This window comes from Streptomyces dysideae (assembly GCF_001514305.1).
Lineage (GTDB): Bacteria > Actinomycetota > Actinomycetes > Streptomycetales > Streptomycetaceae > Streptomyces > Streptomyces dysideae.
Window position 1 is genome coordinate 217521 of the sequence record NZ_KQ949087.1, and the last position, 13198, is coordinate 230718.

Consider the following 13198-nt stretch of genomic DNA (forward strand, 5'->3'; position numbering starts at 1 on the left):
CGCCGCGCGAGGGAGAAGGGAGACGGTCCGGCGGTCACCCGAACTCACTCGACACCCCATCCCCCTGTGGGCACCCAGCGATCAGTCCGGCACTACAACTCCCGGCAGCACGAACCATGCCGTCTTCGTTGTCTTCCGGCTCTGGAACCCCCAGGCACCTTTGGTGAGTTCATGGACGATGTGCAGGCCGCGCCCGTGCTCGGACAGCAGCGTGCACAACGCCTCCAGACCGCCTCCGCGGTTCTCCTCGGCCGGGGCGTACGGTGCCGTGGCTGGAAATGTAGGGATCTCCGGGATGCGCGGATCGTGGTCCTCGACCTCGCAGATGACCTCGGCCGCGGTGCGACGCAGGCGCATCTCGTACGGCCCCACCGCGTGCTGGGTGGCGTTGGTGACGAACTCGGAGACGGCCAGTACCGCATCGCTGATCACCTCGCCGTCGAAGCCAAGCTGGTCGAGGGCACAACGCAGGGCGGAACGAGCTTGAGCTGGGGCGTTGGGGGTGCAGCTGGTCCAACGCCACACGACGCACGAGGTGGCGCCCAGGGCGGCGCGGCGCGCGGTCATCGACGGCCTCCCCGGGCCGCGTGACGCCCACGTACGACGCGGCGGTGCCGACCGCGTCCAGGACTTACGCAATCGCGCGCTTCGCATAGCGCGAACGGGCCGGCGGCCATGACGAATGGCAGCAACAGCACAGCGGTGAACAGAATCGGCGCCACGGCAGGGACCTCCCCGGTGATCGCGACTGGGTCGCGACCACCACACCGTGGGGCCCAGGAAGAGCGGAACCCTTCTCTGACCAGTGCTTTCAAGGACTTTTCGCCGCGCCGGACGCGTCAGTCGGCCGACGGCCATGCATAGATGCCGCGGCTCGGTCTCAGCCGAGCCGAAGCCGGTTCGTGGGCTGTTGAGGCTCCTGAAATTCCCCACCGGCGCTCATCTCGTTCCCCAGATCTGCTCTTGTTCCGCGAGGTGGTCGATGTCCGTGAAGCGGATCCGCCTGGCCTTCGAGGGTGCGGGAACGCTACAGCCGGTCAAGGGCTCTCTTCGAGCGTCGCTCCGCGATGCCCTACGGCCACCCACCAGAGAAGGTGAGAAGCTGTCACATCCTCCCCCCTGATCGCCGCAGCACAAAGTGGGCACCAGGCTGTACGGTGTCCCACCGCTCCGCGAAAGTGGGACGTCAGTCCCGCTCCCATTCCCGCCCATGCAGAAGACCGCGCAGGTCGTTGATCCGACCCGCAGCTGTCAGCAGATTTTCCAACTGCTTGTTAACAGCGTCCGGCAGCAACCCTCCCGCCGTATCCAGCAGCCAGGCCGCGTGCTGGTCCTGGTCTTGCGACCGCAGTGCCGCCACCAGTTCGGCGATCTCCCGGGGCGGACGCCGGACGGCCTGAACCACGTAGCTCTGGGCGCGCTCCTGCAGGGCACGGGCGTCCTGCTGCATCCCGTCGATGGTGCGCTGCGTCACGCGCTCGGTCAGCAGAGTCCCGGCGAGCGTGGTCGCCCCCTGAGCGTCCAGTACATGGATTACTCCGGCGAAAGCATCGGCGTCCAGGAGTCGCAATGCCGTCACGTGCAGGTCGGCTTTCGTGACCTGCCGGTACAGGGCGGACAGCTGGGCACGCATCCCCGAGCTATCGGTGGTCGACGCATCGCCCGCAACCGGGTCCCAGCCAGTCCCCGCGTCAAGCGCCGCCAAGAGATCCGCGACACGGGCTGGCGACCAGCGCAGCACGAGGTCCTCAAGCACTGCCCTGGCGTCCTCGATGCCCACCCGGGTACGCAGATGGCCGATGAACTCCCCCGCTCCATCGGGACGATCGAGCTCCGAGACTGCTTCCAGGGCACGCTCCCGCCGATCGGCCGGATCGACGATGCGGGCTACTTCATCGGCCGCGTAGCGGGCCGTCTCCAATGCCGCGGTGGGGTCTCCGGACGCGGCGAGCCTGAGCTGCAGCTCGACCAATTGCTTCTTCAACCGTCCGATCTTCCGCCTTGCTGCCCGCAGATCCTCCTCGAGTTCGCTGATGCGCTGCAGCAGCGCGGCCTGATCGTCGCCGCTGGCTGCCGTGGACTGCTGATGCAGGGCGTCACGCTCCTGGCGCAAGTCGGCCAGCTCCTGCACATGCTCCTGGATCTGGGTCTTCAGTCGGTCGATCTGGTGGACCGTGGGTGTGGCCTCCTGTTCCGCGGCGGAGAAGGCCTCTTCCAGCTGGCCGAGAAGTTCGTCATCCACGGTCCCGCGCAGTTCCACGGCGACGGCGACCAGCCGCTCGTAGTCCTCCCGCGGCCACCATTTCGGGTCCGTCACGTAGTGGCTGAGGCTGGTCGGGCTGCACTTCAGGCGGCGGGCGATCTCGCGGCGGCTCACATCCCCCAGTAGCTCAAAGACGCGGCACTTCAGTTGATACTGCTCGGGGCGCCCTTGGAAGTTCTCCCGATTGGGCGGGGCGAGCGGCCGCCCTGGACGCCGCGCTCCCCCCGGCCCCTCAAGGACCTCGGGGTCCTCGGGGTCCTCGGGGTCCTCGGGGCCACCTAGCCCCTCCAGGTCCCTGGGTCCCGACGGGCCTCCAAGGTCTCCGGGGCTTGCCCCGGGGACATTGTCCTCCCACTCATCCGGTCCGCCCATGTCCATGAAACTCTCCGGGAATGTGCGCTTCAGCTCGTCGAAGTCGATGCGTGATTCCGCCCACGGGGCCTGCTCCGGCGGTGCGTGCTCCGGTGGAGGTGGGCCTTCCGGTCGCTCAGGCCTCTGGGGCCTTCCCGGGCCATCAATCGGCGGACTCATGCGCATCTCTCCGACCCGGCTTAGGTGCTAGTTGGGCGCAACAACTCCCCTGCCTAGATGCTCCATTGAGCAGCAATACCCGCCGGCTGTCACCTGGATGCCCCACAACGCTGCACCCATTCCGCGTCCACGGAGGCACCGATGCCCATTCCGAAGACAACACGGCTCCGCCGCCGGCTAGTGCTGTGACCGGGAAGGTTCTCGGGTTGGCGGTTGGGGCGGTTGGATGGGCGGTGACGTCCGTTCCGACCGTTGGAGGTGTGGTGGCCGAGCCTGTGCGGGTGCGCAGACTGACCGATCAGGAAGGGCAGAAGCTGCAGCAGATCGTGCGCCGGGGCAGTACCTGCTCGGTGCGCTACCGGCGGGCGATGATGCTGCTGGCGTCCGCCGGCGGGAACCGCGTCCCGGTGATCGCCGAGCTGGTGCAGGCCGACGAGGACACCGTCCGCGATGTGATCCACCGGTTCAACGAGATCGGCCTGGCCTGCCTGGACCCTCAGTGGGCGGGAGGCCGTCCCCGCCTGCTCACCCCTGACGACGAGGACTTCGTCGTCCAGACGGCCACCACTCGCCCGACCAAGCTCGGCCAGCCCTTCACGCGCTGGTCGATCCGCAAACTCGCCGCCTACCTGCGCCGCGTGCACGGACGTGTCATCCGGATCGGCCGGGAAGCCTTACGGTGCCTGCTTCGGCGTCGCGGCATCACCTTCCAGCGCACCAAGACCTGGAAGGAGTCCCCCGACCCCGACCGCGACGCCAAGCTCGACTGCATCGAGCAGGTGCTGGAACGCTTCCCGGACCGGGTCTTCGCCTTCGACGAGTTCGGGCCCCTCGGGATCAGGCCCACCGCGGGCTCCTGCTGGGCGAAGCAGGGCAAGCCCAACCGGCTTCCCGCGACCTACCGCCGCACCCACGGCGTCACCTACTTCCACGGCTGCTACTCCGTCGGCGACGACCGGCTGTGGGGCGTCAACCGCCGCCGCAAAGGCACCGCCAACACCCTGGCCGCGCTGAAGTCGATCCGCGCCGCCCGGCCCGACGGCGCACCCATCTACATCATCTTGGACAACCTCTCCGCCCACACCGGCGCGGACATCCGCCGCTGGGCGAAGAAGAACAAGGTCGAGCTGTGCTTCACCCCGACCTACGCCTCCTGGGCCAACCCGATAGAGGCGCACTTTGGCCCGCTGCGGCAGTTCACCCTGGCCAACTCCAACCATCCGAATCACACGGCGCAGACCCGGGCCCTGCACGCCTACCTACGCTGGCGCAATGCCAACGCCCGCCACCCCGACATACTCGCCGCACAACGCCGAGAACGCGCTCGTGTCCGCAGCGAGAAGGGCATCCGCTGGGGCGGCAGACCACTACCGGCAGCAGCCTGACCACCCAACCCGCCACGGCCCTACGAGCTCGCGGCCTCCGCCAGGACGCGGGCGAGCTCGCGGGGGCGGGTGGCCATCGGCCAGTGGCCCGAGTCGAGGTCCACGTACTCAAGGTGGGTGGCGCGGGCGAGGTCAGGGCTCTCGCCGGCGGCGATCCACTCCTTGGCCTGGGCGGGGGTGAACTCGGGGCAGACGACCACAATGGGGACGTCGAAGCGGCGCTCGTCGGTCAGGCGCATGACTCCCCGGGCAACCCCCTCGGGGACAGGGATGGCGGCCGACGCAAGGCGGTGCCGGGTCTCTTGGTCCAGGTCGGCGGAGTCCGCTCCCTCGAAGGGGCCCCAGCCTGGGAAGGGCATGGCGCCGTCCTCAATCGCGAAGTGATCGGCGTAAGCCCGCCCGTCGGCGGCGGGGAAGCCGCCGATCATTGCGACCTTGGCCACCTTCTTCGGTCGCGCGTCGGCGGCCAGCCAGGCCAGGCTCGACGCTGCGGAGTGCCCCACCACCAGGGGCTTCCCGGGCGCCGCGTCAACGGCGGCGAGTACTGCTGCCAGTTGGTCGTCGAGCGTCGCGGAGGCGGTGCCGTCGCCCTGGCCGGGGAGGGTGAGCGGCACGGGACGGTGGCCGAGCGCGGTGAGTTCGGGCACGACGTCGTCCCATGCGGATCCGTCGAGCCACAGGCCGGCGATGAGCAGGATGTCCACGGATGTTCTCCCAGAGAGGAGTTGGATCTGGCTGCCAGCACGCTATCGGGAGGCTCTGACAACGGGCTCGGGCCACCCCAACCCGGCAAACCTTCCTGGTCACAGCACTAGCCCGAACCGCTCTCTTTGCCTTGGTCCAGGGAGCCGCATACGCGGCGGGCAGCGCGCTGGTCGGCGCTGGAGTGTGGTGGCTGCAGGGGCTGTTGTGAAACCCGAGGTGGAACGCCTGGCGGCCCACTCAGATGCGCACATTCAATGAGCATCGGTCCCCGCCGACCCTCCTGGCAGCCACTTCGTGAAGCGGTGAGCAGCCGAAAGAGGATGTGACGGCTTCTGACAGTCCGCAACGCTCCCGTATCTGGGTGGCCTTCAGGCGGACCCTCCTCCTTGGTTGAGCCCGCAACCAAGGAGGGCGAAGAGCAGGGCTGGGGATTTCAAGAGGCCCCAACAGGGCGGCCCGCGGTCGACGTAGAGGTCAACTTCGGCCGGCGCCACACCTACGGCGAGCGGAACCCGGACACAGGAGGGCCCCGACTCTCCGGGGCGAGAATCAGGGCCTTGGTCTTGCAGTCCAGACCCCAAGAGCAGCGGCCGATGTCGGCGAACCACGGGGGCGTTCCACCGGTAGCCGCCAGGTCCTCCACTCGCGGAACCGGTCCTCAGACAGACGGGCTCCAGCCTGGTTACCAGGCCGGACGGCCAGGTAACCATCCAAGAACGGGCTGACGATCAACTCGTACATAGGTCCCCGTTCACGGCGCGTCATCCGTTGGCGGGCGTGCATACGGGCCTGGGGTTGGGCTTCGTTCTCGATGTAGCCCATCCTCACTTCTCCAGTTGCGACATCGGCGCAGGACCCTCCGCGCGCCGTTCGTGCTGGCTGCCGCCTCGCCCCCCGAGGGCGCGGATGAGGGTCTTGCGGGGCGGATCCGCCCCGGTGAGGAGCCCGTGCTGACGGGGCGGAGCGGGGTCATGCAACGCCCGGCACCGGGCGCTCCGGTCTTCGGCACCGGGTGGCTCAAGAGGTGCCGCCTGCTGCGGTTGGCGGCGACTCGTGGCCCGGATCCAATGACGTTCCGCAGGAGATCTCTGTCCGCGCCCTTCCACCAGCGCAAGCACTGTGGTGACACAGCGCCAGGAGGGGCGACCGATCGACGCAAAGCTCAGTGTGCGCGTAGCCGTGGATTCCGCCGCTGGAGTCGCTGCCGAACGTCCGCCGCTCGTGCAGCTCGTCGTCAGCGATCGGTTCCCAGCAGGCACCGCACAGGCGCCGACGGATCTCCTCGGCGATCTCGTCCGCGCCGGTCGGTACCCCGAGCGGGCCGGGGTGCCGGTACAGCGTCAGGAGTGCGCGGGCGATGGTGGCGAGGTCATACACGTCGCATGCCGGGGGGCCGTCGGCGTATTCCTCCAGGAGCTGGAACGCACGCACGAGGACGTGGACCGTCAGCCGTCGCATCTCACCGCGCATGCGGGCTGCGAGATCCTGCACGTCCGGGACCAGGAGCTGCACATGCCCCTGGAGCTGCTCCTTCAGGGTGTCCAGCTCCTCGCCGGTCGGCAGGCGGGGAGCCCACAGTACGGAGTCGTACGCCATCCGGATCGTGTCCGCATCGAGCGGGAGCAGCGTGTTCTCAGGCACCGGTGTTCGCCTCCGCCACCGTGAGCCGGCACAGACCGTCCTTCAGGAGCTGGGCGACCGCCTCGGGGCTGCACAGTGTCTCGGGGTCGTGCGGCGGCACGCACCAGTACGAGAAGCCGACGCCCGGGTCAGTGTGCGTGGGGTCGGGTACGCCGAGGTAGGCGTTCGGGCCGAGGCATTCCGCGTCCTCGCTGCGGTAGCTCCAAGACGGCAGGCGACCGGTGCCCTCCGGTACGAGGGCGTAGTACAGGCGCCACCTGGTGTCGGCGAACACCGGCCCGCCGAGCAGCGCCTGACCGAGGTAGGCGTCGACGTCCCGCAGGTCGTTGCTGTCGGCGGCGGCGTGCACGAGGCTGGCGGCGAGACGGACGGCCGTGAAGAGAGTTCCGCACCGTAGGAGCGTGATCCCGTTTTCGGCCCATTCCTTCCGGGCCCGCTGCGTGTCTTCCGCGGCGGAGAGGAGCCATTGACCGGCCGCCAGATGCCGGTCTGCTCTGGTCTGGACGAGGGCGCCGGGTTGTGCCTCGACATGGTGGGCGGTGTTCGGGGGCGTCATCGATGAGCCTCCGTGGGCAGCCGGTTGCCGGGCCCGGTGGGGGCCGGCCGTGGCCGGGGTTCCGAGTGCGAGCATGCGGGCGATGCGTTCGGCGCAGGCTTGCTCATGTCCGTGCTCGCCGATCGCGTAGTCGAACCCGGTGACGTACTGCTCGCCCTCGGTGAGAATCTCTTCAGTGAGGCGGCTGTTCAGCGGGTTCTTCACATTCAGCCGCATCGCGCTGTCGTCCACGGTGACCCGGAGGCCGTACTTCTCCAGGTGACCGGCGAGTCGTTGCAGGTCGTTACTGTCCACACGCAGACGATCCCAACAGCCAACGATGGGCGGGATATGACGATCTATGACACGGAGTTGATCATGCGGGCGGTAGCGATCACGGGAACGCGGAGCACGGGGCACAGGAGCCTCGACGAGTACGCGCGTCTCTTCGCCGACTACCTCGGCCCATTCGCTCAAGACGCGCACTTCTACATCGGGGGCGCGAAGGGAATCGACAGCCTGTCGCTGCTGTGGCTCGCGGGGAACACCGCAGCTGACATCACCGTCGTCACGCCCGGCACCGTCGATCAGCAGCCCGCAGAGGCCCGGCAGGCGATCGCACGCACCCGCGAGCGCATCAAGGAAGTCGTCGAGCTGGGCGCTCCTGAGCTGAAGACGCCCGCCTACCACGCCCGGAACCGGTGGATGGTCGACCGCAGCAGCATGACGATCGGCTTCCCACACGGCGACGATCCCTCATCCGGGACGTGGCAGACGCTCAACTACACAGCGGATCGGGGGAAACCTCGGCTGATCGTGCCCGTGTAGCCGCCATTCTGCTGCACTATGTGCCCTATGGAGGGGGCAGCCGCGGGGGCGGCCCAGCTGAAGGCGCTGCGACACCGGCGCGGCCTGTCGCTCGCCGACGTCGCCCGTGCGCTCATTGTCCTGGCCGGGGAACTTCATCAGCCGCCGCTGCCGTCCGTGGCGAGCGTGCAGCGGTCCGTTGCCCGCTGGGAGTCCCCGAAGAGGCCGACGCTGCCCGACGAGCGGTACCAGCTGCTCCTTGCCCACCTCTACGCGCGCACGCCCGCCGGCGAACTCTCCCTCGGCGCGGGCTCCGACTTCGCCGAGTACCTGGATGCCCTATGCCTGCTCGGGGAGAGTGAGTGGCGGACAGCGGAGCTGCGCCGCCTCGTTCTCCGCGCAGCCACCGACACGGGCGGCGGCCTGCTTGCTCTTCTCTCCCCGACCGTCCAGGCCGCGCTCACCGCAGCTCTTGTGGACCCGAGGCGGACCGAGGGGGAGGCCATAGCCGGACTGGCCTCCGTGGTGGCGGACGTCAACGCGGAGGTCGGCAGCCTGCCCATGGTGCGGCTGCAACTGCTGCTCGCCCCGGCCATCGAGACGTGCAGGCGCCTGCTCGTCGGTCCCCTCCCCGATCCGCTCGTCCCACAGCTCCGGGAAGTCACGGTAGCCGCGGCGACGCTGGCCGGCCGTCTGGCGTTCGAGACCCGCGACGACACCGCCTCCCGCGCCCTGTACGCGGAGGCGACGCGCGAGGCGGAGCGTCTTGCGCGGCCGTGGCGGAAGGCCAGCGTCCACATGAGCCACGCCCTGGTCACCCTGTACTCGACGCAGGGCCTCGACGAGGCGCGGCGCCTGGTCGACCAGGCCGTACGCGCGGCCCGCTCCGGAGAGAGCACGCTCGTGCGGGCGCGGGCGCACGCGCTGCAAGCGGAAGTCGCCGCGCGGTCCGGGCAGGAGCGGCAGGCGCAGGCCGCGCTCGGGTTGGCCTGGTACGACATCGAGGTCGACCACACCGGTGATCCGGCGCCCACGTCGTTCTCTCCCGGTCACCTCCGCGGCTTCGAGGGCGTGTGCGAGCTGTATGTCGGTGACCCCTCCGCAGCGCACGACCGCTTCGCCCGGTCGGCGGAGGTGTTGTCGGCGCCGAGGGAGCAGGTGCAGCGGGCCATCGTCACCACTGACCAGGCGCTCGCCCGGATCCGGCTCGGGGAGCCGCGCGCGGCGGCCGATCTACTGCACAAATGCGTGGCCGCAGCAGCGACGACCGGCGGCCGGGTGCCGGCGCTGCGGCTGCGGAAAGCGCGGCAGGAGTTGCGGCCGTGGCGGCGGGAGGAGTGGGTGGCCGACCTCGACGACCACCTGATGGACGTCCTCGGCTCCTGACAGCGGGGCTACGCGGCCGACCGGGCTCGGTTCGTCCCTCGGCGCGGTGGGTAGCGGCTGGATGTTCAGCTTGCTGAACCCTGTACCGCCGTGTCGAGCCTGGCAGGCTGCGGCGGTGAGGGGATTGGCCGGCTGAGGTCCGCCGTCTGATCCACACGATGGGGCAGTCGGCAGCGGGACACGGGATACTTCTGCCCGTAGGACGATGACGTACCGCCGATGCGGCCGCCGGTCGCAGCGTCCTACGCCTTTCTGCCCCCGCCCCGTAGAGACGACAGGACCAGGCGCCCGTACCGTGTGGTGAGGGCTGCGGCTGTGGCGGCGACCGATAGGGCGAGCGCGATGAGCAGGTGCGCCGTGGAGTTGTCATCGAGGACTTGCAGGATGCTGAGGGCGGTGCCGAGGGGGAGGCCGAGAATGGTGAGGACTCCCAGGGCGCCGCTGATCTGCTGGCTCTCCTGTGTCTGTACGAGCCTGCTGTAGTCGGCTGCTTCGGCCAGGATTTCGTCGAAACGTGCGGGCAGTCGGTGCTGGTTCTGGAATGCGAGGAGCAGATCGTTGGCCGCGCCGTGTGCGGTGAGGTGCTGGCGCCAGTAGGTGCTGCGGAAGACGGCGATGTTCCGCTCCAGCGTGGCGACGCGGCGTGCGAGCCGTGAGGAGTTGAACACTTCGGAGAGTCCGTCGGTGAGCTCATCGATGTGATCGCGCTGGAGCGAGCCGAGGAGCAGGGCGTCGAGATAGACGGTACGCGAGTGCAGCGCGCCGAATTCAAAGAAGTCGCCGGCACCGGTGTCGGGCCGGTGGCCGAGGAAGGCGGCCCCTTGGCGTAGCACCAGGGCGCTCCAGTCCGCCGAGATTCTTACGGCGTCCTTGAGCTGTTCGGCGGTGGTCTCCGGGGGCAGGGGGAAGTCCTCCGGTGTGGAGCGCGAGGCCAGCTGCCACAGCCAGTGGTCCGCGGTGGCGGGCAGTGCCGCTTCGCCGCCGGTGCGGAGAGCGGGGGTGTGCCGCTCGGTTGGGGTCATGAAGGCGATGGTGTAGGGCCGGGCTATGGCGAACGGCTGATCGGGGTCGCGAACGTCGGCGATACCGGCGAGGAGCCCGGCCGGGTCGAAGGGTCCGGTGAGTGGTTCGTCGGCGGGGTTCGGCCGCCGCCCGGCCAGGGCCCGCAGTGTGGGCAGCAGGGGTCTTTCCGCGCTCAAGTGCATGACAACGAGGGCGTGTTCGGGATTGCGGGCGGTGGCTGCCCGGAGAAGTTCCATGCCCAGCAGGTGCAGCCCGTCGTTCTTGACGTCCAGCGGCAGGTGCCAGCGACGCGGCCGTCCGGGCGCCCCATACAGTGCGCGGGCGGAGGCGGGGGCGAAGTAGGTGGACCGAGTCTGGGCGTCGGTGCGACGGCTCCCCAGCTCGAACGGGAAGGGACCTTCGGGCCAGTCGGGGAGGCGTTTCAGCCGCACGGGCAGGACGACGGTCAGCTCCTGGCGCGCCCCCGTGACGATCTCGAGCAGCGGAACCCCGTAGGTCGTCATCGGTAGTACTCCGCTGGGTCGGGCTGGTCGAGGCGGATGACGAACTCCGCCCGGTCGGGGCTTTCCGCGCTGACATGAAAGCGGACGTGTTCGCCCGTGCGGATGGTCCGGAAGCCCTCGGTCACGATCTGGCGGTAGTCGAAGCTGTAATACCGCTCGTCCTCGTCGTCCTGGACGACATAGGTGCCAAGCGCACCGCTCAGTCCTCCGCCACTCGGACGCCTGTCGACAATGGTTCCGTGGCGCGGTCCGCCACCGCTCATGCCGTCGCCTCCTCTGCCCCGGACGTGACGATGTCCTGCACGCACCGGAAGCCGACCGCGTTGCTCCCGCCGCGCTTGCGGTAGATGCCCTTGCTGCTGGTCTGCACCGCACGCATCGGGTTGTCGTAGCTGCCACCACAGATGACCGCCTCGCCGGGGTCGTCCAGGCTCGTGGAGGTCCATTCCCAGCAGTTGCCCACCATGTCGAGGACACCGAACGGGGAGCGGTTGCCCGGCCGTTCGTCGACGGGTGTCGCCCCGGCCCGCCGGACGGCGTCGCCCGCGAAGTCCCGGTACCACGCCTGATACGTCACGACAGGCCGGCCCACCCATGTGTCGGCGCAGTTGACGCGGGTGCCGTCGGGGGTGTCGCCCCAGGGGAAAAGACGCCCGTCGGTGCCACGGGCGGCGGCCTCCCACTCAAGGGAGGTCGGCAAGCGTTTGCCCTCGAACGTGGCGAAGGCGTAGGCGCTCCACCAGCTGACGCAGATGGCAGGGTGTGCGTCGTAGCGCGGGTTCTCGTAGTAGTCGGGCCGCCGCAGCCGGTCGGTCCAGGGGCGGTGTGTGATGTCGCCGGGCTGGTCGGGGTGGTCCCACTGCGAGGTGCCATCCGCGTCGAGGGCGTCGAGGAAGCGGCGGTAGCGGGCAACGGTCACGGCGTGGCGGTCGAAGCGTGCGGGGCGCTCGACGCGGCGGATCAGCAGCCGTTCGGCCGGACCGACCAGGTACGCCCCGGCCGGCAGCACGCAGTCGTCCGTCTCCGGCCTGCCGGGCATGCCGGCGAGGAATGCGCGCACCTGCTCGGTGAGGAAGGCACCGCCGGGAAGGTCGGCTGCCAGGTCCCGGTTCGCCGGCTCGGCCAGAAATCTGGAAGCGAGTAGCTCCTGGTATGCCGTGTGCACGAAGGCGACGTGATCGGGCCCGGCGGGCCGCAGCAGCGGAGCGAGGACACAGGCATCGAGATCGAGGCGTCCGTCCTTGAAGGCGTTGGCCCCCAGCTGCCGGTGGACATCGGCGAGGGAGAACACGGTGCGGTCGGTGAGGAAGGCGTGTCCGAACGCGGCAGGCAGCCGCTGCTCCAGGTCGGGCTCCCCCCGCTCGGCCAGCGTCCGGGTGATGTGAGCACCCAGGATGTCCGCGAGGGGCGTTCCTGTGGGAAGGTTCAGCGCCGTGGTGAGGTGCGTCTCAAGAGGGGTTGCCTCGGGTTCGGCCAGGCGCACGACGTGAAAATGCGGTACCCGGGACGGGTCGACGCCGTTGGCGTACATCTGCTCGACCAGCTGCTCGGAGCGGCCCGCGCCGCTGTCCAGCAGCTGACGAACCTGGGGCGAGTCCGCGAGGAAGGACACCCGTGAGCTGATGACCACCGCCGATTCGGCGGACAGCACGGCCGCAAGATCGGTGAAGAGCCGCAGGAAACCGGCAGCGCTGGGTTCATCGACGCCCTCGTCGACGGCATCAAGCACGCACAGCGCGGTCCCGGAACGGATGAGGTAGAGGAAGAGTTCGTAAGCGCGCGAGCGGTCCGACGTCATGGCCGGCGCGAGAAGGCGGGCCGCGTACTCGGAGAACGGTTCGTCCTTCGGTTTGAGACCGAGGTCGAAGTAGAAGCGGAAGCGGCGTATCTCCGGGTTGGTAGCCAGCGAGCGCAGGAGCGTGCTCTTGCCGCTCCCCGGACGACCGGTGACCAGGACATTCGCACTGCCGCGCGCCAGGCGCGTCAGGAGCTCCGCCGCGTCGCCGGACTGCTCCATCGTCGACTCGCCGGTGCGCAGGTCGGTGGTCAGCGCCGCCGCGGCGAGCGCCGCCCGCGGTTCCTCCTGGGCTGCGGCGGAGGTGAGATCAGCGAGGTGGGTGTCTAGATTGACGATGGTGTCAACGAAGCCGTTGTAGCGCACGATCCGGAAGTCCAGACCCAGCATCTGGTGGAGGGCGCCGGGCGGCGCACCGCCATCGTCGTCCAGGACGACGAACCGAGTGAGCTTGGGCAGCCGGGTGCGCAACAGCTCCCCACCGCTGGAGGCAAGCACGGTACTCAGGTCGTCGGCGTCCCTGGAGAGCGTCAGCTCCACGTACTCCAGCCGCATCCCCGACTCGCGGCAGAACAGCTGGTACACAGTGTCCGGGCTGAGGACGAACCGCTTGGCCTGCCGGTA

At 69.2% G+C, this 13198-nt stretch carries 11 protein-coding genes; 3 read left to right on the forward strand and 8 right to left on the reverse strand.

Annotation, left to right across the window (positions count from 1 at the left end):
* Nucleotides 1–81: 81 nt before the first annotated feature.
* Nucleotides 82–567 carry an ATP-binding protein gene (locus AQJ91_RS21880; protein ID WP_079085105.1) on the reverse strand — a complete coding sequence of 162 codons (486 nt, stop codon included), beginning with the start codon at nucleotides 565–567 and terminating at the stop codon, nucleotides 82–84.
* A gap of 619 nt (nucleotides 568–1186) precedes the next feature.
* On the reverse strand, nucleotides 1187–2377 hold the full coding sequence (locus AQJ91_RS21885) for a coiled-coil domain-containing protein (protein ID WP_159054621.1): 1191 nt from the start codon (nucleotides 2375–2377) through the stop codon (nucleotides 1187–1189).
* Between the two features lie 680 nt (nucleotides 2378–3057).
* Here AQJ91_RS21885 and AQJ91_RS21890 point away from each other — a divergent pair.
* Nucleotides 3058–4179, forward strand: coding sequence for an IS630 family transposase (locus AQJ91_RS21890; protein ID WP_234382740.1), 1122 nt, complete (start codon nucleotides 3058–3060; stop codon nucleotides 4177–4179).
* 20 nt (nucleotides 4180–4199) lie between these two features.
* Here the strand turns inward: AQJ91_RS21890 and AQJ91_RS21895 are convergent, their stop codons facing one another.
* The 3 genes from AQJ91_RS21895 to AQJ91_RS21905 all read right to left on the reverse strand — a co-directional run bounded on the left by AQJ91_RS21895 (nucleotide 4200) and on the right by AQJ91_RS21905 (nucleotide 7375).
* A complete protein-coding gene (locus AQJ91_RS21895) occupies nucleotides 4200–4883 on the reverse strand; it encodes an alpha/beta fold hydrolase (protein WP_067024307.1) in 684 nt (227 codons plus the stop codon).
* A 1018-nt stretch (nucleotides 4884–5901) separates the two neighbouring features.
* Nucleotides 5902–6525, reverse strand: coding sequence for a DUF6415 family natural product biosynthesis protein (locus tag AQJ91_RS21900; RefSeq protein ID WP_067024310.1), 624 nt, complete (start codon nucleotides 6523–6525; stop codon nucleotides 5902–5904).
* Nucleotides 6518–7375: a hypothetical protein gene (locus AQJ91_RS21905; protein WP_234382735.1), complete on the reverse strand. Its 858-nt coding sequence runs from the start codon at nucleotides 7373–7375 to the stop codon at nucleotides 6518–6520. The genes AQJ91_RS21900 and AQJ91_RS21905 overlap by 8 nt, the downstream gene beginning before the upstream one ends.
* Before the next feature lie 36 nt (nucleotides 7376–7411).
* Between AQJ91_RS21905 and AQJ91_RS21910 the strand changes: the two genes are divergently transcribed.
* Nucleotides 7412–7888 carry an LOG family protein gene (locus AQJ91_RS21910; protein WP_234382737.1) on the forward strand — a complete coding sequence of 159 codons (477 nt, stop codon included), beginning with the start codon at nucleotides 7412–7414 and terminating at the stop codon, nucleotides 7886–7888.
* Nucleotides 7889–7915: 27 nt separating this feature from the next.
* Nucleotides 7916–9253 carry an NsdA family TPR-like regulatory protein gene (locus AQJ91_RS21915; RefSeq protein ID WP_199847987.1) on the forward strand — a complete coding sequence of 446 codons (1338 nt, stop codon included), beginning with the start codon at nucleotides 7916–7918 and terminating at the stop codon, nucleotides 9251–9253.
* Between the two features lie 242 nt (nucleotides 9254–9495).
* On the opposite strand, the gene AQJ91_RS21920 is transcribed toward AQJ91_RS21915, so the two are convergent.
* The 3 genes from AQJ91_RS21920 to AQJ91_RS21930 all read right to left on the reverse strand — a co-directional run.
* On the reverse strand, nucleotides 9496–10779 hold the full coding sequence (locus tag AQJ91_RS21920) for a hypothetical protein (protein ID WP_067024313.1): 1284 nt from the start codon (nucleotides 10777–10779) through the stop codon (nucleotides 9496–9498).
* Complete coding sequence (locus AQJ91_RS21925; RefSeq protein ID WP_067024316.1) at nucleotides 10776–11042, reverse strand: hypothetical protein; 267 nt, start codon at nucleotides 11040–11042, stop codon at nucleotides 10776–10778. Before AQJ91_RS21925 ends, AQJ91_RS21920 begins: the two co-directional genes overlap by 4 nt.
* The coding region (locus tag AQJ91_RS21930) for an SUMF1/EgtB/PvdO family nonheme iron enzyme (protein ID WP_067024319.1) at nucleotides 11039–13198 on the reverse strand (2160 nt) is incomplete at its 5' end. The genes AQJ91_RS21925 and AQJ91_RS21930, both read right to left, overlap by 4 nt.

Excerpts from the sequence above, each read along its gene's own strand:
- AQJ91_RS21915 (WP_199847987.1), top strand. The coding sequence starts at position 7,916 with ATGGAGGGGGCAGCCGCGGGGGCGGCCCAGCTGAAGGCGCTGCGACAC.
- AQJ91_RS21910 (WP_234382737.1), top strand. The coding sequence starts at position 7,412 with ATGACGATCTATGACACGGAGTTGATCATGCGGGCGGTAGCGATCACG.
- AQJ91_RS21925 (WP_067024316.1), bottom strand. The coding sequence starts at position 11,042 with ATGAGCGGTGGCGGACCGCGCCACGGAACCATTGTCGACAGGCGTCCG.
- AQJ91_RS21880 (WP_079085105.1), bottom strand. The coding sequence starts at position 567 with ATGACCGCGCGCCGCGCCGCCCTGGGCGCCACCTCGTGCGTCGTGTGG.
- AQJ91_RS21920 (WP_067024313.1), bottom strand. The coding sequence starts at position 10,779 with ATGACGACCTACGGGGTTCCGCTGCTCGAGATCGTCACGGGGGCGCGC.